At 72.4% G+C, this 24,559-nt stretch carries 21 protein-coding genes; 19 read left to right on the top strand and 2 right to left on the bottom strand.

All coding sequences use genetic code 11. The annotated features are described in order from the left end of the window. Positions 1–15 precede the first annotated feature (15 nt). Entirely contained in the window at positions 16–1,275 is a 1,260-nt protein-coding gene (locus AC060K_RS04440) for a folylpolyglutamate synthase/dihydrofolate synthase family protein (RefSeq protein ID WP_483764248.1), read from the bottom strand. Further along, positions 1,272–3,242 carry a hypothetical protein gene (locus tag AC060K_RS04435; RefSeq protein WP_483764247.1) on the bottom strand — a complete coding sequence of 657 codons (1,971 nt, stop codon included), beginning with the start codon at positions 3,240–3,242 and terminating at the stop codon, positions 1,272–1,274. Before AC060K_RS04435 ends, AC060K_RS04440 begins: the two co-directional genes overlap by 4 nt. 31 nt (positions 3,243–3,273) lie before the next feature. Here AC060K_RS04435 and AC060K_RS04430 point away from each other — a divergent pair, with 31 nt between their 5' ends. The 19 genes from AC060K_RS04430 to rimM all read left to right on the top strand — a co-directional run bounded on the left by AC060K_RS04430 (position 3,274) and on the right by rimM (position 24,558). After that, positions 3,274–4,647 (top strand): bifunctional folylpolyglutamate synthase/dihydrofolate synthase, encoded by a 1,374-nt coding sequence (locus tag AC060K_RS04430; protein WP_483764246.1) that lies wholly within the window; start codon positions 3,274–3,276, stop codon positions 4,645–4,647. 117 nt (positions 4,648–4,764) lie between these two features. Continuing rightward, entirely contained in the window at positions 4,765–5,760 is a 996-nt protein-coding gene (gene dhaK / locus AC060K_RS04425) for a dihydroxyacetone kinase subunit DhaK (protein WP_483764245.1), read from the top strand. A 50-nt stretch (positions 5,761–5,810) separates the two neighbouring features. Beyond that, positions 5,811–6,500 carry a dihydroxyacetone kinase subunit DhaL gene (gene dhaL, locus AC060K_RS04420; protein ID WP_483764244.1) on the top strand — a complete coding sequence of 230 codons (690 nt, stop codon included), beginning with the start codon at positions 5,811–5,813 and terminating at the stop codon, positions 6,498–6,500. Beyond that, positions 6,497–7,222, top strand: coding sequence for a dihydroxyacetone kinase phosphoryl donor subunit DhaM (dhaM, locus tag AC060K_RS04415; protein ID WP_483764243.1), 726 nt, complete (start codon positions 6,497–6,499; stop codon positions 7,220–7,222). The genes dhaL and dhaM overlap by 4 nt, the downstream gene beginning before the upstream one ends. Before the next feature lie 59 nt (positions 7,223–7,281). After that, a complete protein-coding gene (locus AC060K_RS04410; RefSeq protein WP_483764242.1) occupies positions 7,282–7,938 on the top strand; it encodes a TetR/AcrR family transcriptional regulator in 657 nt (218 codons plus the stop codon). After that, positions 7,935–9,599, top strand: coding sequence for an MDR family MFS transporter (locus AC060K_RS04405; protein ID WP_483764241.1), 1,665 nt, complete (start codon positions 7,935–7,937; stop codon positions 9,597–9,599). The genes AC060K_RS04410 and AC060K_RS04405 overlap by 4 nt, the downstream gene beginning before the upstream one ends. Beyond that, positions 9,596–10,039: a DUF4233 domain-containing protein gene (locus AC060K_RS04400; RefSeq protein ID WP_483764240.1), complete on the top strand. Its 444-nt coding sequence runs from the start codon at positions 9,596–9,598 to the stop codon at positions 10,037–10,039. The genes AC060K_RS04405 and AC060K_RS04400 overlap by 4 nt, the downstream gene beginning before the upstream one ends. 43 nt (positions 10,040–10,082) lie before the next feature. Next, entirely contained in the window at positions 10,083–10,556 is a 474-nt protein-coding gene (ndk, locus tag AC060K_RS04395; RefSeq protein ID WP_483764239.1) for a nucleoside-diphosphate kinase, read from the top strand. Between the two features lie 184 nt (positions 10,557–10,740). After that, positions 10,741–14,466: a chromosome segregation protein SMC gene (gene smc, locus AC060K_RS04390; protein ID WP_483764238.1), complete on the top strand. Its 3,726-nt coding sequence runs from the start codon at positions 10,741–10,743 to the stop codon at positions 14,464–14,466. A gap of 135 nt (positions 14,467–14,601) precedes the next feature. Next, positions 14,602–15,066: a hypothetical protein gene (locus tag AC060K_RS04385; protein ID WP_483764237.1), complete on the top strand. Its 465-nt coding sequence runs from the start codon at positions 14,602–14,604 to the stop codon at positions 15,064–15,066. A 49-nt stretch (positions 15,067–15,115) separates the two neighbouring features. After that, complete coding sequence (gene ftsY, locus AC060K_RS04380) at positions 15,116–16,321, top strand: signal recognition particle-docking protein FtsY (RefSeq protein WP_483764236.1); 1,206 nt, start codon at positions 15,116–15,118, stop codon at positions 16,319–16,321. Positions 16,322–16,683: 362 nt separating this feature from the next. Continuing rightward, on the top strand, positions 16,684–17,991 hold the full coding sequence (locus AC060K_RS04375; RefSeq protein ID WP_483764235.1) for an ammonium transporter: 1,308 nt from the start codon (positions 16,684–16,686) through the stop codon (positions 17,989–17,991). 37 nt (positions 17,992–18,028) lie between these two features. Beyond that, positions 18,029–18,367, top strand: coding sequence for a P-II family nitrogen regulator (locus AC060K_RS04370; RefSeq protein WP_483764234.1), 339 nt, complete (start codon positions 18,029–18,031; stop codon positions 18,365–18,367). A gap of 9 nt (positions 18,368–18,376) precedes the next feature. Further along, positions 18,377–20,167, top strand: a complete 1,791-nt coding sequence (locus AC060K_RS04365) for a [protein-PII] uridylyltransferase (protein WP_483764233.1) — start codon at positions 18,377–18,379, stop codon at positions 20,165–20,167. A gap of 19 nt (positions 20,168–20,186) precedes the next feature. Beyond that, positions 20,187–21,821: a signal recognition particle protein gene (ffh, locus tag AC060K_RS04360; RefSeq protein ID WP_483764232.1), complete on the top strand. Its 1,635-nt coding sequence runs from the start codon at positions 20,187–20,189 to the stop codon at positions 21,819–21,821. 56 nt (positions 21,822–21,877) lie between these two features. After that, a complete protein-coding gene (locus tag AC060K_RS04355; protein WP_483764231.1) occupies positions 21,878–22,996 on the top strand; it encodes an amidohydrolase family protein in 1,119 nt (372 codons plus the stop codon). Positions 22,997–23,197: 201 nt separating this feature from the next. After that, positions 23,198–23,617, top strand: a complete 420-nt coding sequence (gene rpsP, locus AC060K_RS04350; protein ID WP_483764230.1) for a 30S ribosomal protein S16 — start codon at positions 23,198–23,200, stop codon at positions 23,615–23,617. Continuing rightward, complete coding sequence (locus AC060K_RS04345; RefSeq protein WP_483764229.1) at positions 23,617–23,856, top strand: RNA-binding protein; 240 nt, start codon at positions 23,617–23,619, stop codon at positions 23,854–23,856. Before rpsP ends, AC060K_RS04345 begins: the two co-directional genes overlap by 1 nt. A 75-nt stretch (positions 23,857–23,931) precedes the next feature. Then, positions 23,932–24,558 carry a ribosome maturation factor RimM gene (gene rimM, locus AC060K_RS04340; RefSeq protein WP_483764228.1) on the top strand — a complete coding sequence of 209 codons (627 nt, stop codon included), beginning with the start codon at positions 23,932–23,934 and terminating at the stop codon, positions 24,556–24,558. The last annotated feature ends 1 nt before the right edge of the window (position 24,559 follow it).

Raw genomic sequence — 24,559 nt, 5'->3', positions numbered from 1 at the left:
GCGTTCGGTGACGTCCTAGCCGGCGCCTCCGTAGGCGCGGTCGGTAGGCACATTGAGTTGTTCGAGCATCTCGCCGACGAATGCCTGCGTGCCGATCGCGAGGCACCCTCCGCGATCAAGTGTTTCGGGGAGCACCTCGTCGACCGTGGGCAGCGGGCCGAAGAGGCGCTCCGACACGTCGAACCGAAGGTATTCGCTCGCTCGCGCGGGGACGATCGTCCTGAAGGACCGGAGTTCGTCGAAGCATGCCTCGACGTCCTTGGTGTCGGGGAAGCACGCGATCACAGTGTCTGGCGAACCTCGCCAGGAGACGTACTCGTCTACGGCTGCGCGCACACCTGCTGGTGAGATCGCGCCGTCCAACATCACGTCCGCCATGCTGGCGGTTGCCGTGAGGGTGTGTCGGCTGCATCGACCTGGAGTCGACACCGTGGCAAGGGTCCTCTCCAACACGGTGTCCGAAATTGTCCAGCCCAGCTGTTCCGCGAGCGCCCGGCCAGCCACCGTCCCCGCGCGTGCGTTCTGCTGCCCAAGAAGTGGGAGGTCCGCGCGCACCGGGTCGGTGGAGTCGTCGTCGACAAGGATCACGGAAGCACCGTGATTCGCGGCGACCTCCTCGATCACCTCCATGACTTCGCCGGACTGGGGCAGCGTCACCATCACCCTCGTCGAGTCCCTGACGACGCCGATCAGGTCGCGCGCGATTTCGCTGACGGTCTCACCCAGAAGGCCCGCATGCTCAAGGAACACTTCCGTGATGAGCACGACGGTCGGGTCGAAAAGGCTCACCTCGTCCGATGCGCCGCCCAGTCCCTCCTCGAGGACGAGGGCATCTGCGCCTCTTCGAGCGACCCAGATAGCGCCGGAAATCGTGAAGGCTCCAGTGGGGGAGAGATATGTGTCCGGACCGGCCGGTGTCGCTCTTCGGGCGGTCCGCAGTTCGTCCGCCAACACCTCGTAGTCGAGTTCCGAGATGGCTTGCCCATCGATTCGGATCCGTTCCCTGTTGGTCCGCAAACCAGGGGAGGTGACGAGGCCGATCAACGGACTACGTCCGTCGGACGTTCGCGCGGCCGAGAGCGCAGCAGACGCATGTATTGCTGCGGTGCCCTTGCCCTTGGAACCCACGACCGTGAGGACCGGTGGTCGATAGGGCCAGAGCCCGAGGTGCCCGCCCACCGTCCGGGCACGATCGAGCGACCTGTGTGCTTTCGGCGATCGATGCGCCCATTCGTCGAAGAAGGCGGCGTCCCCGGGCAGGTGGCGTGCGGTCATGCCGACACCTTTGTGGAGGTCTCGTCACGGCCAGCGAGGGTCTCCTGCCACTCCCGGTCAACCCGCACCTCGGTCCGCGGCCGAGGGATCCTCAACTTGGCCAGCGCGAAGACGGACATCGCGAGTGTGCCAGCGTTGATCAGCCACCAGTTCGGATCTTCGAGCGCAGCGCCGGCAAGGACGAGGCTCGCCAGTGGGATGACAAGCGTGTAGAGGTTCCCGACCAAGATCGGTCGCATCCGTCGGCGAACGGAGACGACTGTCGCCACCGGTGCATCGAGTGAGAGCCTCAAGGACGACGAAAGCCGCGCGACGACATGCGGGGCCACGCCGTCGGGCAGATTGGGAGTGAGTCGGTTCACCCGCTGGATCTTGCGCGATCCTTCAGGCGGAGCGCCGACCGACGGGGGATCGTGGTCCTCAACTGCAATCGCCACGACCTCGTTGGGTCCCCACCTCACCAGCACCTGCTGGCCTGGCTCCACGCCGATGCGGTCGAACACGGCAGGGTGCAGGGCGACGATCGCTTGACCGTCGTCACCAGGATGCGCCTGGATCACCCGGACAGCCGCCGTGGGCGCACGGAACAGGAATCGCAGGACGACTTCGGCCGCCTGGTCGAGACTGAGACGCACAGTCCGCCAAGCCGCCCGTGTTCGACCCCAGGCGGAGAGCGCACGACGTGACGCCGAGCGGACCGATCCAGCCGCGACGAGCGTGAAGTCGCCAGCCTCGTCCGTACCCTCTGTCTCGGTGAGGAGGCGCAGCTGGTACCCGGCCCGGACAGTCCCCGGACGTACATGCGTGCGAGGTACCGCAGTGACCCAGGCGGTCACGCCGCCGCGCACGAGGAGAAACCGGCGCGGGGGACCGGGAAACTCGTCCTGGTTCACCTGGACTTCGTCGCCGGCGGGAAGGTCGTCGACAAGAGCAGCAAGCGGTTTGAGGTGGATCGACCCAGGAAAGGTCACGGTGACGGGTCGCGCGGTGATCGAGCCGTGGGCCGTGGACTCCAGGGACGCAGTCAGCCGACGTGTCAGTCCGAAGTGATCAGGCGGGAGATCCTGGACGGCGTCGGGCATCCCCGGTGTGGACGAGGCCCACGCCCACGCGTGCACCGGCGCATCATCGATCGTCACGGACACCGGGATCGGACCTGTCGTGCCAGGCATCAGAGCTGGAGGAACCACAACCGACGCCACGCCCGAGGGGATACGAACGGCCGTGGCCGGGCGAGAGACGAGGGCGGGCACCAATCCCGAGGCCCGCGGAGTAACAGCTTCGGAGGACCTGATGGCTTCGGCGAAGAGGAGTGCGAGCCTGCCGAGGTCGGCCGGTTCGCCCACCGGTGGACGTAGATGGGCGCCGATCTCCGCCTGCACAGCACGGATCCCTAGTTCCTGCGAGTACGCAGTCACGGTCGTCGGCCGCATCGCATCAAACACTTCGTTCACCGTCACGAGGAACTGGTCAGTACCACGCAAGGTGCTGACGAACGCCTCCGGCACGGCCCCGTCGCCGGCTCCAAGATCGACGTCCGACCCGGGGCGACGTCGCATGCCGTGTAGGTCGATGACCAGGGCGGGCCGCAGCTCCGCCAGTCGCTCCTTCAAGGGATGCGCGCGGTCGAAGTTGGCATCGCCCGGGGTGTGAAGTGCGATGAGAGCGGTCGCGCCGGTGAGCTCCGCGAGGAGCAGGGCCAGACCGCCGGTCCCGCGGTCGGCCACCTTGGTCGCCCCAGCACGTTCATGGTTCGTGGCATGCGGGGCCGTGATGACCACGTGCGGGCGCGCCGCGGTCACGGTCTCGAGCAGTCCCGACGTGGCCTCGACCACACGGTCCCCGATGTCAACCGGCCAAGGCGGGCACGCGCCGTCGTACCGTTCTTGGCTGAATATCTGCTCCAGGGCCAGCCACCGCGCTGCGACGTCAACAGCAGAAGGTGCACTGGCCTCATGCGCTGCCACCTGATAAGCCCCCGTGGAATCGGCGCCGACGATGGCGAAACCCTATCCTCGACTCGTGGATGCAGCCTTCGACCTGGTTCGCCAGGAAATCATGACCCGTGCGGCCGAGTACGACATCGACCCCACCCTCTCCCGCGTCCAGCGCGTCCTCGAGATGCTCGGCGACCCGCAGAAGGCCTACCGCACCATCCACATCACGGGGACCAACGGCAAGTCCTCCACGGCCCGGATGATCGAGCGCCTGGTCCGCGAGCACGGCCTCCGCACCGGCCGGTTCACGTCCCCGCACCTGACCAGCGTGACCGAGCGCATCGCCGTCGACGGCGAGCCGCTCAGCCCCGAGCGCTTCGTCGAGGTGTGGGAGGACGTTGCCCCGTACGTGGGCGTCGCCGACCGCGAGTCGGAGGAGGCGGGCGGCCCCCGCCTCAGCTTCTTCGAGGTGCTCACCGTCATGGCGTTCGCGGCGTTCGCCGACGCCCCCGTCGACGTCGCGATCGTCGAGGTGGGCCTGGGCGGCACGTGGGACTCGACGAACGTCGTCGACGGCGACGTCGCCGTCATCACCCCCGTGGCGGTGGACCACGAGCGCTGGCTCGGCTCCACCATCACGGAGATCGCCACCGAGAAGTCCGGCATCATCAAGGACGGGGCCACGGCCGTCGTCGCCGCCCAGCGCGAGGACGCCGAGGTGGTGATCGTCGAGCGCGCCGCGCGGGTGGGGGCCCGCCTGATCCGCGAGGGCTACGAGCTCGAGGTCGCGGACCGGCGCGTCGCCGTCGGCGGGCAGCTGATCGACCTGCGCACGCCCGCGGGCCTCTACACCGAGATCTACCTGCCCCTGCACGGGGAGCACCAGGCGCACAACGCGCTGCTGGCGCTCGCGGCCACCGAGGCGCTGGTGAGCGGCGGTGGCGCGCTGAGCGGCGAGGTCGTCGAGGCGGCGTTCGGGGACGTGACGTCGCCCGGCCGCCTGGAGGTGGTGCGGTCCAGCCCCACGGTGCTGGTCGACGCCGCGCACAACCCGCACGGCGCGGAGGCGCTGGTCGCGGGGCTGGAGGAGGCGTTCGACTTCCACCGGCTCGTGGGTGTCGTCGCGATCATGGGCGACAAGGACGTCGAGGGCTTGCTCGCGACCCTGGAGCCGGTGCTCGCGGAGATCGTCGTGACGCGGAACTCGTCCGAGCGCAGCGCGGACCCGGAGGACGTCGCGGAGGTGGCGCGGGAGGTCTTCGGCGAGGACCGGGTGCACACCACGGAACGGCTCGACGAGGCGCTCCAGCTCGCGGCGGACCTCGCCGAGTCGGGCGACACGGTGGGCGTGGGGACGGGTACGGGGGTGCTCGTGACGGGTTCGGTGATCACCGTCGCGGACGCGCGGATCCTCCTGGGCCGCCCCACGCGGTAGGTGCGGCAAGGGTTCTGCGAACCGCTCTCGTGGTGTTGTATGGAGTCTCATGAGGCCGGTGCACGCGTCCAGCAACGGGGCTGACCGCCGACGCCTGCCGCTGAGGAGATGTCTGCCGTGAAGAAGCTGCTGAACAACCCTGCGGACGCCGTCGCCGACTCCCTGGCGGGCTTCGCCCTCGCGCACGCCGACCTGGTCGACGTCCACCGTGACCCGGTGTTCGTCTCCCGCAAGGACGGGGCGGTCAACGGCAAGGTGGGCCTCGTGAGCGGAGGCGGTTCAGGCCACGAGCCGTTGCACGCGGGTTTCGTGGGCGACGGGATGCTCGACGCCGCTGTCCCCGGCGCTGTGTTCACGTCGCCCACCCCGGACCAGATCCTGCCGGCGCTCCAGGCCGCGGACGGCGGTGCGGGCGTCCTCGCGATCGTCAAGAACTACACGGGCGACGTCCTCAACTTCGAGACGGCCGTGGAGCTGGCCGAGGCCGAGGACCTCCGGGTGGAGAGCGTCCTGGTGAACGACGACGTCGCGGTCGAGGACTCCCTGTACACGGCGGGCCGCCGCGGTGTCGCGGGGACGCTCGCCGTCGAGAAGATCGCGGGCGCGGCCGCGGCGAGGGGTGCCGACCTCGCGGCGGTCGCCGACGTGGCGCGCAAGGTCGTGGCGAACGTGCGCTCCATGGGCGTCGCCCTGGCGGCCTGCACGGTGCCGCACTCGGGCCGCCCCAGCTTCGACCTCGCTGACGACGAGATCGAGATCGGCATCGGGATCCACGGCGAGCCGGGACGTCACCGCGTGCCCATGGCCTCGGCCGACGAGATCACGCAGGCGCTCCTCGACCCCGTCGCCGACGACCTGACGCTCGTCCCGGGCGATCGAGTGTTGCTGTTCGTCAACGGTATGGGCGGAACGCCGTTGTCCGAGCTCTATGTGGTCTATGGTCGGGCGCGTCGTCTCCTCGAGGGGCGTGGTGTGACGGTGTCGCGCTCGCTCGTCGGGAGCTATGTGACGTCGCTCGAGATGCAGGGCGCGTCCGTCACCGTCCTGCGGCTGGACGACGAGCTCGAGGCGTTGTGGGACGCGCCCGTGCACACGGCCGCCCTGCGGTGGTGACAGCGGCACCGCGCCGCGCCGGAGGTACTGAGCAAGGAAGGTTCCGGGACATGACGTTGGACGCCGACTGGGCTGAGCGCTGGGTGCGCCGGACTGCCGAGGCCGTCGCGGCCGCGAAGGACGAGCTGACCGAGCTCGACCGGCAGATCGGCGACGGCGACCACGGGGAGAACCTCCACCGTGGGTTCCAGGCGGTCGTGGCCCGGCTCGACGCGGCAGCGGTCGAGGTCAGCGGCCTCGACACCTCGGACCGTCAGGTCGGCGACGTGCTGAAGATCGTCGCGACCACCCTCATGTCGACGGTGGGCGGCGCCTCCGGCCCGCTGTACGGGACGGCGTTCCTGCGCGCGTCGAAGGTGTCCGGCCGTCCGCAGCTCGACCCGTCGTCGGTCGTGGCGCTCCTCGAGGCCGCTCTCGAGGGGGTCGCGTCGCGCGGCAAGGCGCAGGTGGGGGAGAAGACGATGGTCGACGCCTGGCAGCCTGCCGTCGACGCCGCGGAGCGCGCCGCTCAGGAAGGCGGCGACGAGCTCGCCGTCCTGCGGGCCGCCGCCGAGGCCGCCGACAAGGCCGCCCACGACACCATTCCCCTCGTCGCGACCAAGGGCCGCGCCTCCTACCTGGGCGAGCGCAGCGCGGGCCACGAGGACCCGGGCGCGCGGTCCACGGCTCTGCTCCTCGGTGCGGCCATGGCCGCGGCCCTCGCCGGCCCGGACGGCGGCGTGGACGGGGCTGCCGCATGAGCGCGCCGGTCGCGCTCGTCCTCGTCTCCCACTCCACCGACCTCGCCCGCGGCGTTGCGGAGCTCGCCGGTCAGATGGCCCCCGACGTGGTGATCCGTACGGCGGCCGGCGGGCCCGACGGCGGCCTCGGCACGTCCGTGGAGGTGGTCCAGGAGGCGATCGGGGCGGCGCTGGACGCGTCGGGTGGCACGGTCGTGGTACTCGCCGACCTGGGTTCGTCGATCCTCACCGTCGAGACGGTGCTCGAGCTGGACGAGCGGCTCGCCGACGTGGTCCGGCTCGCCAATGCCCCGTTCGTCGAGGGCGCCGTGGCCGCGGCCGTCACCGCGCACGGCGGCGCGACGCTGGAGTCGGTCCTGGGCTCGGCCGAGGACGCGGCCCGCTCGTTCACGGGCTCGGCGCCCGCCGCCCCGGCGACCACGGGGGCCGGGACGATCCAGGACGGGGCGGCCGCTCCGTCGTCGGACACCGCGAGCGGCCGGGTCACCGTCCGCAACCCGCTGGGCCTGCACGCGCGGCCTGCCGCGCTCGTGTCGCGCAAGGTGGCCGAGCTGGGCGCGCGCGTGCGCGTCGACGGCGTGGACGCGTCGAGCGTGCTGCAGCTCATGGCGCTGGGTGCCACGGAGGGGCGGGAGCTCCTCGTGGAGGCCGAGGGCCCGGGCGCGGACGAGGCGGTCCGGGCCGTGGTGGAGATGATCGAGGGCGGCTTCGGCGAGGTGTGAGACAGGCGTCACAGAAAATTGCACTTGATGGAAAAATTCATCGAGTGCAAGATTGACGCATGACCCTGCCCGCCCCCGCTGATGCTCTCGAGGCCGACGACGTCGGGCTGCGGGAGCGCAAGAAGCGCGCCCGGCGGGCCACCCTGGTCGACGTGGCGCAGCGCCTCGTCGCCGAGCACGGCCTCGACGCCGTCACGGTCGAGATGATCAGCGCGGACGCGGGCGTGTCCACGCGCACCTTCTTCAACTACTTCGAGACCAAGGACGACGCCGTGCTCGGCGTCGAGGACTCGGGCGTCGACCCCACGGCCGCGCGGGCCTTCGCCGACGGCGGCCCCAGCGGGCTGCTCCTCACCGACCTGCAGGCGCTCGTCGCGGCCCTGCTCCGGCAGTTCGCGGGCAACCACGAGCGCGCGGTCCGCGCCCTCCGGCTCATGAAGTCCGAGCCTCGGCTGCTGCAGCGGCACCTCGTCTGGGTGGACCGGCACAAGGCCGAGCTCCGCGAGCTCTTCGACGCGCGGCGGTCCGTCGCGCCCTTCAGCGCCGACAACGAGCTGCTCACCATGCTCGTCCTCACCCTCATCCGGACCGCCATCACGGCGTGGGAGCGGTCCGGCTACCACGGCGACCTCGACGCGCACCTGTCCGAGGCCGTCGCCCAGCTCATCCACGTCGTCGCCTCCGACGTCATCCCCGCAGAAAGGTCCCACCCATGAGCCACGCCGACCCCACGGCGCCCGACAAGCCGTTGGTCGTGCTGACGCAGCGCACCATCTGGCTGATCTTCGGCGCGCTGATGGCCAGCATGTTCCTGTCGTCGCTCGACCAGACGATCGTCGGAACCGCCATGCCGACCATCGTGGGCGAGCTGCACGGCGTGGAGCACCAGGGCTGGGTCATCACCGCCTACATCCTCGCCATCGCCGTCGCCATGCCGCTCTACGGCAAGTTCGGTGACCTCTGGGGCCGCCGCTGGCCGTTCCTCGTGGCGGTCACGCTGTTCACCGTCGCGTCGGCGGGCGCCGGGTTCGCGCAGTCCTTCGAGGCGCTCGTCGCCTGGCGCGCGGTCCAGGGCCTGGGCGGCGGCGGGCTGATGATCCTGTCGCAGGCGATCATCGCCGACATCGTGCCCGCCAAGGAGCGCGGCAAGTACATGGGTCCCATGGGCGCGCTGTTCGGTCTCTCGGCCGTGATCGGGCCGCTCATGGGCGGCTGGCTCACCGAGGGCCCGGGCTGGCGCTGGACCTTCTGGGTCAACGTGCCGGTGGGCATCGCGGCGATCCTCGTCGCCTGGTTCGCCCTGCGCCTGCCGACCCACCGCTCCAACCGCCCCGTGGACTGGTTCGGCATCCTCTTCATGATGCTCGGCACGTCGGGCATCGTGCTGCTCACCTCGTGGGAGTCGCTCGGCAACGAGGGCTACGACTGGTCCGACCCGAGCCTGCTCGGCCTCGCCGCGGGCACGGCGGCCGCGGTCGCCGCGTTCGTCGTGACGGAGAACCTCGTGGCGGAGCCGCTGATCCCGCTGCGCCTGTTCAAGAACCGCACGTTCACCATCACGACGCTCATCGGCCTGGTGCTCGGCATGGGCATGTTCTCGGCGATGGCGATGCTCCCGACCTTCCTGCAGATGTCGACGGGCGCGGGCGTCACCGAGTCCGGCTACCTGATGCTGCCGATGATGGCCGGCGTGATGCTGACCTCCATCGCGTCGGGAATCGCGATCACGAAGAACGGCCGCTACAAGATCTACCCGATCGCCGGCCTCGCGGTCACCGCGCTGGGCATGATGTGGCTGACCACCATCACCGGCGGCATGTCGATGTGGCTCTTCGGCGCCATGATCTTCGTCCTCGGCGCGGGCATGGGCCTCGTCATGCAGACGATCGTGCTCGCCGTGCAGAACTCCGTGGACCCGCACGAGCTGGGCACCGCGACGTCGTCGAACAACTTCTTCCGAGAGATCGGCGCGGCAGTCGGCACGGCGCTCTTCACGACCATCTTCACGTCCCGGCTCACCGACAACTTCACCGAGCTGGCCGCCTCCACCGGCGCCCAGGGTGGCGGCACCCCGGCGTTCGACGGCGCCAGCCTCACCCCGGACGCCGTCCAGGCCCTGCCCGAGCCGTTCCGGACCGGCGTGATCGACGCCTTCACGGACGCCCTCGCGCCCGCGTTCTGGTACCTGATCCCGCTCGTCCTGATCGGCTTCGTGCTCGCCCTGTTCCTCCGGGAGATCAAGCTCTCGGGCGAGGCGGGCATGGTGGCGCGCGGCGAGGCGGTGGCGGCTCCGTCCGGCGACGACGCCCTCGTGGTGCCCGATGACGCGTCGGACCTCACCGACTCGACCGGCGAACCGGATATCGTGAAGCGGTGAGCAAGGACCAGCCCCAGCCCGGCGACAGCATCAAGCCCCGCAAGCCCGCCCTCGTGCAGTTCACCTCGACGGTGCTGGCGTGCGAGTCGCTCCTCGTCGTGTTCGCCACGCTGGTGGCGTACGGGCTGCGGGGGTCGCCCTACGGGCGCGGGCCGCTCCAGTTCGACTCGGCGGCCGCGATCTGGGTGGCCGGTGGCACGCTCGCCCTGGTGCTGCTCGTCCTCTCGCGGATGACGGGCGGCCCGGGCGGGTACCTCGCGGGCTCGCTGGCACAGCTGCCCGTCCTGGGGCTCGGGCTCGTGGTGCCCATGATGTTCCTGGTGGGCGGCGTGTTCGTGGCGCTGTGGATCGCCGCCCTGCGGCTCGGCAGCAGGATCGACCGGGAGCGTGCGGAGTACGACGCCGCGCACCCGGAGACGGCCCCGAACGCCGGGAGCTAGTGCCTGTTCGGCCGCCGTCGGCGACCCGGTTAGGCTTGCGACCATGACCGACGTCGCAGAGAAGACCCTGCCCGCCGACCCCTCGACCCTTCCCGTGGCCGAGCGCACGCTCGTCCTGGTGAAGCCGGACGGCGTGCGCCGTGGCCTGTCCGGCGAGATCCTGCGCCGCGTCGAGGCCAAGGGCTACACGCTGCGGGCCGTCCGGCTGATGGATGCCACGCCGGAGCTGCTCGCGGCGCACTACGCCGAGCACGAGGGCAAGCCGTTCTTCCAGCCCCTCGTGGACTTCATGCTCTCGGGCCCGGTCCTGGCGGTCGTGGCCGAGGGGCAGAACGTGATCGCGGGCTTCCGCTCGCTCGCCGGCGCCACCGACCCCACGGCGGCGGCTCCCGGCACCATCCGCGGCGACCTCGGTCGTGACTGGGGCACCAAGGTGGTGCAGAACCTGGTGCACGGCTCGGACTCGACCGAGTCGGCCGCCCGCGAGATCGGGCTCTGGTTCCCCGAGCTCGGCTGATCTCGCCGGGCCTGCCGGTCCGCTTCGAGAACGCCATCAGGTGTCGTTACCCCATCGGTAGCGGCACCTGATGGCGTTCTCGAGCCGGACACGCCCGCCCGGGCGGGCCCCAGGACGGCCGGGCGCGGCCCGGGAGCGCCCTGGCGTCCCGCGAGAACGGCGTGTCGGCGGTTAGGCTCTCCCGGTGCACCTCAAGACGCTCACGCTCCGGGGCTTCAAGTCCTTCGCGTCGGCGACCACCCTGAACTTCGAGCCGGGCATCACCTGCGTGGTGGGCCCCAACGGCTCGGGCAAGTCGAACGTGGTCGACGCGCTCTCCTGGGTCATGGGCGAGCAGGGCGCCAAGTCGCTGCGCGGCGGCAAGATGGACGACGTCATCTTCGCCGGCACCTCGGGCCGTGCGCCGCTGGGGCGCGCCGAGGTCTCGCTGACCATCGACAACACCGACGGCGCGCTGCCGATCGACTACACCGAGGTGACGATCAGCCGCACGCTGTTCCGCAGCGGCGGCTCCGAGTACGCGATCAACGGCAACAACTGCCGCCTGCTCGACATCCAGGAGCTCCTCTCGGACTCCGGCATCGGCCGCGAGATGCACGTCGTCGTCGGCCAGGGGCAGCTCGATGCGGTGCTGCGGGCCACGCCCGAGGAGCGCCGGGGCTTCATCGAGGAGGCCGCGGGCGTCCTCAAGCACCGCAAGCGCAAGGAGAAGGCGCTCCGCAAGCTCGACGCGATGCAGGGCAACCTCGCCCGGCTCGCCGACCTCACCGCGGAGCTGCGCCGCCAGCTCGGCCCCTTGGGCCGGCAGGCCGAGGCGGCCCGCAAGGCCCAGACCGTCCAGCGCGACCTGCGTGATGCCAAGGCGCGCCTCCTCGCCGACGACCTCGCCCAGCTCCAGGCGCAGATGGAGCAGGAGCGGGCCGACGAGGCCGGGCTGCGCCGCCGCCAGGCGGAGGCTGAGGCCGCCCTGACCGAGGCGCGGTCGGCGCTGGCCCGGCTCGAGGCCGAGGCCACCGCGGCGTCGAGCCAGCTCTCCCGCGCGGGCGACACGTGGTTCGCCCTGTCGCAGACGCGCGAGCGCCTGCGCAGCCTGCAGTCCCTGGCCGACGAGCGTGCGCGACTTCTCGGCACCGCCGAGCCGCAGCACCGTGGCCAGGACCCGGACGACCTCGAGGCCCAGGCAGCCCGCGCCCGCGCGAGCGAGGAGGAGCTCGCCTCCGAGGTGGAGATCGCCCGCGAGCTGGTCGAGACGGCTGTCGAGCTGCGCTCCGAGGCGGAGGCCGCCGCGCAGGCCGCCGAGCGTTCGCACGCGTCCCTGCTCCGGGCCGCCGCCGACCGCCGGGAGGGCCTCGCCCGGCTGGCCGGGCAGGTCGCCGCCCGCCGCAGCCGGGTCGAGGCAGCCGAGGCCGAGCTGGACCGGCTCCGTGAGGCGGTGCTCGACGCGGAGCACCGCGCCGAGGAGGCGTCGCGAGAGTTCGTGGCGCTCGAGACGCAGGTCGTGGGCGTCCGCGAGGGGGAGCAGGGTCTTGACGCGGCGCACGAGGCCGCCGCCGAGGAGCTGCAGCTGGCCCGTCTCGCCGTGCAGGCGCTCGACGAGCGCCAGGCTCTGGCGGAGCGCGACCGCTCGGCGGCGGTCGCGCGGGTGGAGACGCTCCAGCTCAGCCTGGACCGCAAGGACGGCGCCGGGACGCTCCTGGCCGCGAACCAGCAGGGCGTGCTCGGTTCGGTGGCGGCGCTGCTGGGCATCGAGCCGGGCTTCGAGGACGCGGTGGCCGCGGCCCTCGGCCCGCTGGCGGACGCGGTCGCGGTCGCCGGCCTCGACGAGGCCGTCGACGCGCTGCGCCTCCTCCGCGACGAGGACGCGGGCCGCGCGAGCCTGGTGGTGGGCAGCCCGGTGGACGGCAGCCCGGTGGCCGACGACGTGGCGCGTCCGGCGGGTGCACCGGACCGGCTCCCCGCCGGGGCCCGGTGGGCGACGGACGTGCTCACGGTGTCGGGCCCGGCTGCGGGCCCGCTGCGCTCGATCCTCAGTGACGTCGTGGTGGTCGACGACCTGGCCCACGCCCGCGCCCTGGTGCGCGACCACCCGGGCATCGTCGCCGCGACGCGCGCGGGCGACCTCCTGGGCGGACGGCGGGCCTGGGGCGGCTCGGCGGCCGCGCCGAGCGTGCTCCACCTGCAGGCCGCGCTCGACGAGGCGCGGGCCGCGCTCGAGGACGCCGACGGCCGCCTCGTGCAGACCGCCGCCGAGCTCGTGACGGCCCGCGAGCAGCTCGAGCGGGCGCAGGCGCGTCACGACGAGACGCTCGAGCAGCTCAACGCGAACGACGCGGCGCTGTCGGCGGTGGCCGAGCAGCTCGGGTCCCTGGGGGCGTCCGCCCGGGCCGCCCGGGCCGAGGCCGACCGGCACCGCGCCGCCCTGGAGCAGGCGGAGTCGCGCCGCGAGGAGGACGAGCTCGAGCTCGCCGCCCTGGTGGAGCGGCTCGACGTCGCCGAGGAGGAGCCGGAGCAGGCCCAGGACGCGCTCGACCAGGTCCAGGCCCAGCGGGACGAGGCGATGGCCGCTGCGAGCGCGGCGCGAGGCCGCGAGACCGAGGCACGGCTCGCGCTCCGCACGGCCGAGGAGCGCGCGCGAGCCGTGTCGGGTCGTGCGCAGTCCCTCGCGCGGGCCGCCGCCCAGGAGCGCGAGGCGCGCGCCCAGGCGGCGGCCCGCGAGGAGTCCCGCCGGCGTGACGCCGAGCGCGCGGTGCTGGTGCGCCAGGGTGCCGCGATGGCTCTGCAGGCCATCGCCCGCTCGCTGGACCGGGCGGCCGCGGAGAAGGCCGAGTGGGAAGAGACGCGTGCCGCCGGGAACGAGCAGCTCACCGCTGTGCGCGCCTCTGTGGAGACCCTCGCCCAGGAGCTGCGGGACCTGACCGACGTGGCCCACCGGGACGAGGTGGCGCGAGCCCAGCAGCAGCTGCGCCTCGAGCAGCTCCAGGCCCGGGCGGTCGAGGAGCTGCGGATCGACCCGGAGGTCCTGGTCGAGGAGTACGGCCCCCACCAGCCGGTGCCGGTCTACGACGCCGAGGCGCCCGCCCCGGTCAAGCCCCTGCGCAAGGTCCTCAAGCGTGACGACGAGGGCAACCCGGTCGAGTGGGAGCCGGACCCGGAGGCGCCGGAGGGCGAGGAGGGCCAGGAGCCCGCCCCGGGTGCCCGCGTCGGCCAGTGGCAGGACGCTCCGGCGACGACGGTGCCGTACGTCCGCGACGAGCAGGAGAAGCGGCTTCGGCAGGCCGAGCGCGCGCTGTCCCGCCTGGGTGCTGTGAACCCGCTCGCGCTCGAGGAGTTCGCGGCCCTGGAGGAGCGGCACACGTTCCTGGTGGAGCAGCTCGCCGACCTGAAGAAGTCACGCCAGGACCTCCTCGGCATCGTCAAGGACATCGACGACCGCGTGGAGCAGGTCTTCGCCGAGGCGTTCCGCGACACCGCCGACAAGTTCCTCGAGGTCTTCCCGCGGCTCTTCCCGGGCGGCGAGGGCAAGCTGGTGCTCACGGACCCGTCGGACCTGCTGACCACGGGTATCGAGGTCGAGGCGCGCCCGGCGGGCAAGAAGGTCAAGCGCCTGTCGCTGCTGTCGGGCGGGGAGCGGTCGCTCACCGCGGTCGCGTTCCTCGTGTCGATCTTCAAGGCGCGGCCCAGCCCGTTCTACGTCATGGACGAGGTCGAGGCGGCCCTCGACGACGTGAACCTGGGCCGGCTGATCGAGATCTTCAAGGAACTGCAGCGGGACTCGCAGCTCATCGTGATCACGCACCAGAAGCGCACCATGGAGGTCGCGGACGCCCTGTACGGCGTCACGATGCGGGGCGACGGCGTGACGACGGTGATCAGCCAGCGGCTCGGAGAGCGCGACGCCGTGGAGGTATAGCGGGTGATCTTGCGCACAGTGCAACGGCCTATGTCCTGATATAGGGTCTTATGCACCGCGCGTCGCGCGACAGGCCACGGCGTGTCGCTGTGGATATCCCAGGCGTTCAGGGGGTTGCCACGCGACAATCGCAGCATGCTCTGGTCTGTCGTCATCCTCGTGGTCTGCCTCTTGCTCGCCGCCTCCGTCTTCCTGGTCGCCGGTGTCATGGACAACCCCGGCGGCGCGACCACCACGGCGTCCCTGTGGGAACGGTTCCGGACCGGTCTGCGCCACCTGCGTGCACAACGCGAGGTGCGGATCCCCGGTCGGTCCCGTGCCACCGCCGTGGCACACCACGCCGTCGGCACGCCCACCGTCTGGGTGGGCCGCCAGACGGTCCCGGCCGGCGCCAACGCGCGCCCGGCCAGTCCTGGTCGCCCCTCCCGTCCGGCCGAGCGGCCCGTGGACATGGACATGGAGGCGTTCTTCGCCGCGACCATCGAGTCCAAGCCCGCGTACGTGGACCCTGCCGAGCTGACCGACGCGCTCCAGCGGGCACGTGCTCAGGCATCACGCACGCTCCACGTGCCGCTCGGCACCATCTCGCGCCCCCGCTGACCTCTCGCTCGTCCCGAGGGTTTCCTGAGCGTCTGGGAGAATCCTCCTCGTGAACGACATCCCCTGGATCGAGATCATCACCGGCCTCGTGGTCGTCGCGGGCGGCGGCGGCGCCGTCGCGTACCTCCGCGCCCGACGCCGGTCGGGCACCTCCGGCGAGGGCGGCACCGACACGCGGCCCGCTACGGGCGGCGGCACCGGCACCATCGAGGCCGAGCGCCCGGAGGCGCCTGAGGAGGCCGAGGCCGGGCCGGCGGCGCCGGGAGAGGTGACCGCGCCGCCGTCGGGCACCGTGGCTCCCGAGGTGGAGCGGCCGGAACTGGCCGCCGGACGGATGGTCCGCCTGCGCGACCGCCTGGCGCGGTCCGGCTCTCCGCTGGGTGCTCGGCTGCTGTCGGTCCTGTCGCGCGACACGCTGACCGAGGACGACTGGGACGAGATCGAGGAGGTCCTCCTCCTCGCCGACGTGGGCCCCGGGCCCACCACCGAGCTGCTCGAGGCGCTGCGCACGCGGGTGCGCGTGCTGGGCGTACGGGAGCCCGGCGCGGTGCGCGACCTGCTGCGCGAGGAGCTCGTGCGGCTCGTGGACCCCACCCTGGACCGCACGCTCCACGTGGGGCCCCGGACGGGGGAGGACGGCTCGCCCCTGCCCGCCGTGGTGCTGGTCGTGGGCGTGAACGGCACCGGCAAGACCACGACGGTCGGCAAGCTGGCGCGCGTCCTGGTGGCCGAGGGGCGCACGGTCGTGCTCGGCGCCGCCGACACGTTCCGCGCGGCGGCCGCCGACCAGCTCCAGACCTGGGGCGCGCGCGTGGGCGTACCGACGGTGCGGTCCGACCGGGACGGGGCCGACCCGGCGTCGGTCGCGTTCGAGGCGGTCTCGCGGGGCCGCGACGAGGGGGTGGACGTGGTCCTCGTGGACACGGCCGGCCGCCTGCAGAACAAGGCCGGGCTGATGGACGAGCTCGGCAAGATCGTGCGCGTCTCGAGCAAGGTGGCCGCGCCCAGCGAGGTGCTGCTGGTGCTCGACGCGACGACGGGCCAGAACGGGCTCACGCAGGCGCGGGTCTTCGGCGAGGTGGCCGGTGTGACGGGCATCGTCCTGACCAAGCTCGACGGCACGGCCAAGGGCGGCATCGTGGTGCAGGTCCAGCGCCAGCTGGGGGTGCCGGTGAAGCTCGTGGGCCTGGGCGAGGGCCCGGACGACCTGGCGCCGTTCGACCCGGAGCAGTTCGTCGACGGGATCCTCGGCTGAGCCGGAGGTGCAGCGCAGGGTGGGGGCCGAGGGACGAGGCACGCGCCCGGAGCGGAACCGCAGGCTCGGCCGAGCAAGGACATCGGCTGAGCTGTCTGGGCCGAGCCGGAGATGTCCGTGATGGAGGCTTCGTGACCGCGGAGCGAAAAGCATGTGAAGTTACACCTGGATCGCGGAGCGGCAACGATCGGGTCACGATGCGAGATGACATTTCACCCAACGGTGACATGAAACCCAAGGTTTACATGCTTCCGCCCTACGTCACACGTCCGTAACATCAGGGCATGCCCAGCGTAACGGCGCGCCGCGAACGTTGACCCGGGCCAGCCGCAGTGGCAGGTCCGGGGAGAGAGGCAATCAGGATGGAATTCACTCTGGACAGTGGGAACACTGCCTGGATGCTCACCGCCTCCTCGCTCGTGCTGCTGATGACGCCGGGCCTGGCGTTCTTCTACGGCGGCATGGTGCGCGGCAAGAGCGTCCTCAACATGATGATGATGAGCTTCAGCGCGATGGGTGTCGCGGGCCTGATCTGGGTGCTCTACGGCTACTCGCTGGCGTTCGGCACCGACCTCGGTGGCGGCTTCGTCGGCAACCCGCTCGACCACTTCGGCCTCACGATGGACAGCGGCGACTCGCTCGCCGGCGCCGTCGGTGTCCCGGCCATCGTCTTCGCAGGCTTCCAGGGCACGTTCGCCGTCATCACGGTCGCCCTCATCTCCGGCGCCATCGCCGACCGCGTGAAGTTCGGCACCTGGATCGCGTTCACCGCCATCTGGGTCACCCTGGTCTACGCGCCCATGGCGCACTGGGTCTGGGGCGGCGGCCTGCTGGGCTCCGGCCCCATCGTCGACGCGCTCTCGCTGCCGATCGACTTCGCCGGTGGCACCGTGGTGCACATCAACGCCGGCGCCGCCGGCCTCGCGCTGGCCCTCGTGATCGGCAAGCGCAAGGGCTTCGGCAAGGAGCCCATGCGTCCCCACAACCTGCCCTTCGTGATGCTCGGCGCCGCGCTCCTGTGGTTCGGCTGGTTCGGGTTCAACGCCGGCTCCGAGCTGGCGGCCGACGGCACGGCGGGTCGCGCCTGGGTCAACACCTTCGCCGCCGCCGGTGTCGCGATGCTCGCCTGGCTCGTCACGGAGAAGTTCCGCGACGGCTCGGCCACCTCTCTCGGTGCGGCGTCCGGCGTCGTGGCCGGTCTCGTGGCCATCACCCCGGCCGCGGGCACCGTCGACACCTACGGCGCGATCGTCATCGGCCTGGTCGCCGGCGTGCTCTGCTCGCTCGCCGTGGGCCTCAAGTTCAAGTTCGGCTACGACGACTCGCTCGACGTGGTGGGCGTCCACCTGGTCGGTGGCCTCGTCGGTACGGTCCTCATCGGCCTCTTCGCCACGAACGGCCGCTACGAGTCCTTCTACTTCGAGGGCTCCCTCAACGGCCTCTTCTACGGTGGCGGCGTCACGCAGCTCATCACGCAGATCGTGGCCGCGCTGATCGCCGTCGTCTTCTCCTTCGTCGTCACCTACCTCATCGCCCTGCTGCTCAAGGCGACCATGGGCTGGCGCGTCACGGAGGAGCAGGAGGTCGGCGGCATCGACCTGGCCGTGCACGGCGAGTCCGCGTACGAGGGCCTCGGCTCCACCGGTTCCACCATCACCGAGGTGCGCTGACCCTCGTGGTGGCGCCCGACTGTAAGGAGGTACGCGCATGAAGCTCGTCACAGGGGTCATCCAGCCCCACCGTCTGGACGACGTGAAGTCGGCCCTGGAGGCCGCCGGCGTCCGCGGCATGACGGTCAGCGAGGCCAGCGGCTACGGCCGGCAGAAGGGTCACACCGAGGTGTACCGCGGTGCGGAGTACACGGTCGACCTGGTCCCGAAGGTCCGCATCGAGGTGCTCGTCGCCGACGCCGACGCCGCGACGGTGACGGAGGCCATCATCGGCGCCGCCCAGACCGGCAAGATCGGTGACGGCAAGGTGTGGGTCGTGCCGGTCGAGGACGTGGCACGCGTCCGCACCGGCGAGCACGGCGACGCCGCGCTGTAGCCCGAGGGCATGACCGACCATCCGCTGCCTGACGGCGCGGGGGACGGCTCGGAGGCCCCGCACCCCACCCCTGGGGTGCGGGGCCTTCGTGACGACCTCCTCGCGGCCGCGGCAGGACTCACCGGCCCCGGGCGCTCCGGCGTGGCCCGGCGCTCGGCGCTGGCGTCCCTGGCGACCGAGCGTCTCGGCGCGCTGTACGCCGACGCGACCGACAGCGTGGACCCGCAGGGCATCGCGCTCGCCGCCGTGGGCAGCCTCGGCCGCGGCGAGCTCGGGCCGCTCAGCGACCTCGACCTCGTCCTGGTGCACGACGGGCGCACCCACCGCCCGGAGGAGCTGCAGGCCGTCGCCGAACGGCTCTGGTACCCCATCTGGGACGCGGGCCTCGACCTGGACCACGCCGTGCGCTCCCTGAGCCAGGCGCGACAGGTCGCCACGAAGGACCTTCCCGCGGCGATCGGCTGGCTGGCGGTCCGCCCGGTGGCGGGGGACGCCGTCGTCGTGCACCGTGCCGCCTCGGCGGTGCTCACGGACTGGCGGGCCGCAGCCCGCCGTCGGCTGCCCGAGCTGCTCTCCTCCACGCGCGAGCGCGCCGCCCGCTCGGGCGAGCTCGCGTACCTGATCGAGCCCGACCTGAAGGAGGCCCGCGGCGGCATCCGCGACGCCGTGGTGCTGTCCGCGCTGGCGGCGACCTGGCTCACGGACCGCCCGCACGGGAGCGTCGACCAGGCGTACAGCCACCTGCTCGACGTCCGCGACACCCTGCAGGTGGTGACCCGCCGCCGGTCGACCCGGCTGCTGCTCGCCGACCTCGACGAGGTGGCCGCACAGTGCGGCCACGACGACCCGGACGAGCTCCTCGCGACGCTCGCGGAGTCCGGCCGCGAGATCTCCTACGCCCTGGACGTGACGGTGCGCCGGGCCCGGCAGGCCCTGCAGCGGCCGCGCACGGCCGGCCGGCCGATGCTGGTCCGGGGCCGGCGCACGCCGCCGCGCCTGCGTTCCGTGGGGGAGGGCCTCGTGGAGCACGACGGCGAGCTTGTGCTCAGCGTGGGCGCGCGCCCCGCCGACGACCCGCTGCTCTCGCTCCGGGCTGCCGCGACCGCCGCCCGGACGGGTCTGGCGCTGTCGCCCGTGACGATCGGGAGCCTGGCGGAGTGCCCGCCCCTTCCGGAGCCCTGGCCGCCCGCAGCCCGTGCGCACCTGCTCGCCCTCCTGGGCTCGGGCGCCGCGCAGGTGCCGGTCTGGGAGGCGCTCGACCTCGCGGGGGTGGTGACCACCTGGATCCCCGAGTGGGCGGCGGTGCGCAACCGGCCGCAGCGGGCGGCGATCCACCGCCACACCGTGGACCGGCACCTCGTGGAGACGGCGTCGCGCGCGTCGCGCCTGCGCCGCGTCGCCGCCCGGGAGAGCCCGGTGGGCGCCGACCTGCTGCTGCTCGCCTCGATCCTGCACGACATCGGCAAGGTCCGCGGGGCCACCGACCACTCGGCCGAGGGCGCGCGCATCGCGCCGGTCGTGCTGCGGCGCATGGGCTTCGACCGCTCGGTGGTCGACGACGTCACGCGCCTGGTGCGCCACCACCTCACCCTGGCGGAGCTCGCGGTGGGCAAGGATCCGGCCGACCCGGCCACGGTCGAGGCCCTCCTGGACGCGGTGGACCGGCGGCGCGACCTGCTGGAGGTGCTGCGCGTCCTGACCGAGGCGGACTCGAGCTCCCTGGGCCCCAACGGCTGGACCGCGTGGCGGGCGCGGCTCGTGGACGACCTCACAGGACGGGCGCGGGCAGCCCTCTCGTAGCCTCGACTACGCTTGACCCGTGTTCAACTCCCTGTCGGACCGGCTCACCTCGACGTTCAAGAACCTGCGCAGCAGGGGACGGCTCTCCGAGGCGGACATCGACGCCACCGTGCGCGAGATCCGCCGCGCGCTGCTCGACGCCGACGTCGCGGTCCCCGTCGTGCGCGAGTTCACCGCCGCGGTGCGCGAGCGCGCGCTGTCGGCGGAGGTCTCCGCCGCCCTGAACCCTGCCCAGCAGGTCGTCAAGATCGTCAACGACGAGCTGGTCGAGATCCTGGGCGGTCAGACGCGCGCGCTCGCGCTGGCCAAGGTGCCGCCCACGGTCATCATGCTCGCCGGCCTCCAGGGTGCCGGAAAGACGACGCTCGCCGGCAAGCTCGCCCTCGCCCTGCGGGAGCAGGGGCACACGCCGCTCCTCGTCGCCGCCGACCTGCAGCGCCCCAACGCCGTCAACCAGCTGTCGGTCGTGGCCGACCGCGCGGGCGTGCCGGTGTTCGCGCCGCACCCCGGCAACACGAGCGAGGCCGACGACCCGGCCGCCGACGCCGTCCTGATCGGCGACCCCGTCGCGGTCGCGCGGGACGGCGTGGCTGCCGCGAAGGCGCGCCAGCACGACGTCGTCATCGTCGACACCGCCGGCCGCCTCGGCATCGACGAGGTGCTCATGCGCCAGGCGGGCGACATCCGGGCGGCCATCCAGCCGGACGAGGTCCTGTTCGTCATCGACGCGATGATCGGCCAGGACGCCGTGAACACGGCCAAGGCGTTCGCCGACGGCGTCGACTTCACCGGCGTGGTGCTCTCCAAGCTGGACGGCGACGCCCGTGGTGGCGCGGCGCTCTCGGTCGCGAAGGTCACCGGCCGGCCCATCATGTTCGCGTCCACGGGCGAGAAGCTGACCGACTTCGAGGTCTTCCACCCCGACCGCATGGCCTCGCGCATCCTCGACATGGGTGACGTGCTCACCCTGATCGAGCAGGCGGAGCGCGCCTTCGACGCCGACGAGGCGGCGAGGATGGCCGAGAAGGTCGCGTCGGGGCAGGACTTCACGCTCGCCGACTTCCTGGTGCAGATGCAGCAGCTGAAGAACATGGGCTCGATGAAGAAGATGCTCGGCATGCTGCCGGGCATGGGGCAGATGCGGGAGGCGCTCGACCAGTTCGACGAGCGCGAGGTGGACCGCATCGAGGCCGTCATCAAGTCCATGACGCCCGCCGAGCGCGACAACCCGAAGATCATCAACGGCTCCCGCCGGGCCCGCATCGCCAAGGGCTCGGGCACCACGACCGCCGCGGTGAACCAGCTCCTCGAGCGGTTCGACAACGCGCAGAAGATGATGCGCCAGATGTCGCGCGGCGGTGGCCCTGGCGGCATGCCGGGGATGCCGGGCATGCCTGGCATGGGCGTCGGCAAGAAGTCGCGCGGCAAGCAGGCACCCGTCAAGAAGGTCAAGGGCAAGTCCGGCAACCCGGCGAAGCGCGCGGCGCAGGAGCGCGAGGCGCTCCAGAAGGCGCTGGGCGGCCCGGCGGAGGGTCCGGCGTCGGCCCCCGGCTCGGCCTTCGGCGGCCTCGGTGCCTCCGCGAAGCCCGACCAGGCGCCCGACCTGAGCAACCTCGAGCTGCCGCCCGGCCTCGAGAAGTTCCTGGGCCGGTAGGCCCGGCGGCCGGCAGCAGGTATCTTCCTGGCAACCAGGAAGACGAAGGAGAGGCATTGTCCGCGCTCGAAGGTCCGTCCGTGCACGTCCGCGGCCACATCCTGCTGGGCGACGACCGTGAGGTGGGTGAGCTCTGGGTCCGTGAGGGCCGGGTGAGCCTCACCCGGCCGTCCGCCCAGGGCACGTACATGCGCGTGCTCGAGGGCTGGGTGCTGCCCGGGCTCGTGGACGTCCACTGCCACATCGGCCTCGACGCCGGCGGCGCCGTCGAGCCCGAGGTCGCGGAGAAGCAGGCCGAGGCGGACCGCGACTCCGGGGTGCTCCTGGTCCGGGACGCGGGGTCGCCCGCAGACACGGGCTGGGTCCAGCAGCGCGGCGACCTGCCGCACCTCCTGCGGGCCGGGATGCACCTGGCCCTGCCCAAGCGGTACCTGCGGAACTACGGCCTCGAGCTCGAGGACCCGTCGCAGCTACCCGCGGCGGTGCGCGAGCAGGCGCGCCGCGGCGACGGCTGGGTCAAGCTCGTGGGCGACTGGATCGACCGGTCCCTCGGGGCCGACGGCGACCTCCGGCCGCTGTGGCCGGACGACGTGCTGGCCGAGGCGGTCGCCGTGGCGCACGCCGAGGCCGCCCGGGTCACCGTCCACGCGTTCGCCGAGGAGACGATCCCCGCTCTGCTCGCTGCGGGCGTCGACTGCATCGAGCACGGCACCGGCATGACCCCCGAGCACATGGCCCAGGCCGCCGCGGCGGGCGTCCCGGTGACCCCCACCCTGCTCCAGGTGGACCAGTTCGAGGCGATCGCCGCGCAGGCGGACGGCAAGTACCCCCTCTACGCGGCGCGGATGCGACGCACGCACGCGCGGCGGTACGAGCACGTGCGGAACCTGTTCGACGCCGGGGTGCCGCTGCTGGTCGGCACGGACGCAGGCGGCACCATCGCGCACGGCCGCATCGCCGACGAGTGCGCCGAGCTCGTCGCGGCCGGGATCCCCGCCGCCGACGTCGTCGCGATGGCGTCGTGGCGGGCGCGGGACTATCTCGGGTTCGGGGCGGTGGTCGAGGGCTCGTCGGCCGACTTCGTGGTCTACCCGGCCGACCCGCGCGAGGACATCGCCGTGCTGCGCCACCCGAGCGCGGTCGTGCTGCGCGGCGAGGTCTACGACCTGAAGTAGTCCGGAGCCCGGTACGAGAGGCCCGGCGGCTCCGGAGAGCGCGGTTGGTGGGGCGTCGGGGCGTCTGGCACAATAGCCGGGTACTCGGCGTGCCCAGGCCCCTCTCTCCTGCGTCCGCCGTGTCCTGACCCCATCCACCGGTCCAACCCCACGGGCGCGGTGTGCGGGTCGCCAAACCAAGAACCAGGAGAGACCACCCAAGTGGCCACCAAGATTCGTCTCAAGCGCCTCGGCAAGATCCGTGCGCCGTACTACCGCATCGTCGTCGCCGACTCGCGCACCAAGCGCGACGGTCGCGTGATCGAGGAGATCGGCAAGTACCACCCCACCGAGGAGCCGTCGTTCATCGAGATCACCTCGGAGCGCGCGCAGTACTGGCTCGGGGTCGGCGCGCAGCCGACCGAGCAGGTGCTGAACCTCCTCAAGATCACCGGTGACTGGCAGAAGTTCAAGGGCCTGCCGGGCGCCGAGGGCACCCTGCGCGTCAAGGGCGAGAAGGCCGACACGGCGTCCGCCGTCGAGGCCGTCGCGCTCGAGGCCGAGAAGGCCAAGGCCAAGGCTGCTGAGAAGGCTGCCGCTGCTCCCGCCGAGGAGCCGGCCGCCGAGGGCGACGAGGCCTGATGCTCGCGGACGCCCTCGAGCACCTGGTGCGCGGCATCGTCGACAACCCGGACGACGTCCGGGTGTCCGGCAAGACGCTGCGCCGGGGCGATCTGCTCGAGGTCCGCGTGCACCCCGACGACCTGGGCCGAGTCATCGGCCGCGGGGGTCGGACGGCGCGTGCCCTGCGCACCGTAGTCGGTGCGCTGGCGACGGACGGCCCGGTGCGGATCGACGTCGTGGACGTCGACCGGCGCTGAGCCGGGGCGAGACACACACTGAGGCGAGGCCCGGTCCGCGACGGACCGGGCCTCGCTCGCTGACCGAGGAGTGACATGCAGCTCACCGTGGCCCGCGTGGGCCGCCCGCACGGCCTCAAGGGCGAGGTCGGCCTGGACCTGCGCACCGACGACCCTGAGACCCGTCTGGCGGTGGGGGAGGTCCTGGCGACCGAGCCGGCGAGCGCCGGGCCGCTCACGGTCACCCGGACGCGCGTGCACCAGGGCCGCTGGCTCGTCACCTTCGCCGAGGTCTCGGGCCGCGACGCCGCCGAGGCGTTGCGGGGCGTGGAGCTCGTCGTCGAGGCGGACGCTTCCGACGAGGAGGACGCCTGGTACCCGCACGAGCTCGCGGGGCTGCGCGCCGAGCTGACCGACGGGACGGTGGTGGGCACCGTCGTCGCGCTCGAGCACCTGCCTGCGCACGACGCGCTGCTCGTCAAGGAGACCGGGGGCGAGCGCACGCTCGTCCCGTTCGTCCGTTCGATCGTGCCGGTGGTCGACGTCGCCGGTGGTCGCGTCGTGCTCGACCCTCCGGGCGGCCTGCTGGCCCGGGACGCGGAGAACGCGATCATCGACCGTCCGGAACCGGACCCCTCGCCGCGGCCGGCGCCGTCGGACGGCGGGCCGCCGGCGACCGGCGGGCCGGGGCGCGCCGCCGACGGCGAGCCGGACGAGGCCTGAC

It is taken from the genome of Antribacter sp. NEAU-D49 (assembly GCF_057158775.1).
The sequence above is the reverse complement of the archived record's forward strand: the minus strand, read 5'-3'. Positions and strand labels throughout refer to the sequence as shown.

Excerpts from the sequence above, each read along its gene's own strand:
- AC060K_RS04440 (WP_483764248.1), bottom strand. The coding sequence starts at position 1,275 with ATGACCGCACGCCACCTGCCCGGGGACGCCGCCTTCTTCGACGAATGG.
- AC060K_RS04430 (WP_483764246.1), top strand. The coding sequence starts at position 3,274 with ATGGCGAAACCCTATCCTCGACTCGTGGATGCAGCCTTCGACCTGGTT.
- dhaL (WP_483764244.1), top strand. The coding sequence starts at position 5,811 with ATGACGTTGGACGCCGACTGGGCTGAGCGCTGGGTGCGCCGGACTGCC.
- dhaM (WP_483764243.1), top strand. The coding sequence starts at position 6,497 with ATGAGCGCGCCGGTCGCGCTCGTCCTCGTCTCCCACTCCACCGACCTC.
- AC060K_RS04410 (WP_483764242.1), top strand. The coding sequence starts at position 7,282 with ATGACCCTGCCCGCCCCCGCTGATGCTCTCGAGGCCGACGACGTCGGG.
- AC060K_RS04405 (WP_483764241.1), top strand. The coding sequence starts at position 7,935 with ATGAGCCACGCCGACCCCACGGCGCCCGACAAGCCGTTGGTCGTGCTG.
- ndk (WP_483764239.1), top strand. The coding sequence starts at position 10,083 with ATGACCGACGTCGCAGAGAAGACCCTGCCCGCCGACCCCTCGACCCTT.
- AC060K_RS04385 (WP_483764237.1), top strand. The coding sequence starts at position 14,602 with ATGCTCTGGTCTGTCGTCATCCTCGTGGTCTGCCTCTTGCTCGCCGCC.
- AC060K_RS04375 (WP_483764235.1), top strand. The coding sequence starts at position 16,684 with ATGGAATTCACTCTGGACAGTGGGAACACTGCCTGGATGCTCACCGCC.
- AC060K_RS04370 (WP_483764234.1), top strand. The coding sequence starts at position 18,029 with ATGAAGCTCGTCACAGGGGTCATCCAGCCCCACCGTCTGGACGACGTG.
- AC060K_RS04365 (WP_483764233.1), top strand. The coding sequence starts at position 18,377 with ATGACCGACCATCCGCTGCCTGACGGCGCGGGGGACGGCTCGGAGGCC.
- AC060K_RS04345 (WP_483764229.1), top strand. The coding sequence starts at position 23,617 with ATGCTCGCGGACGCCCTCGAGCACCTGGTGCGCGGCATCGTCGACAAC.
- rimM (WP_483764228.1), top strand. The coding sequence starts at position 23,932 with ATGCAGCTCACCGTGGCCCGCGTGGGCCGCCCGCACGGCCTCAAGGGC.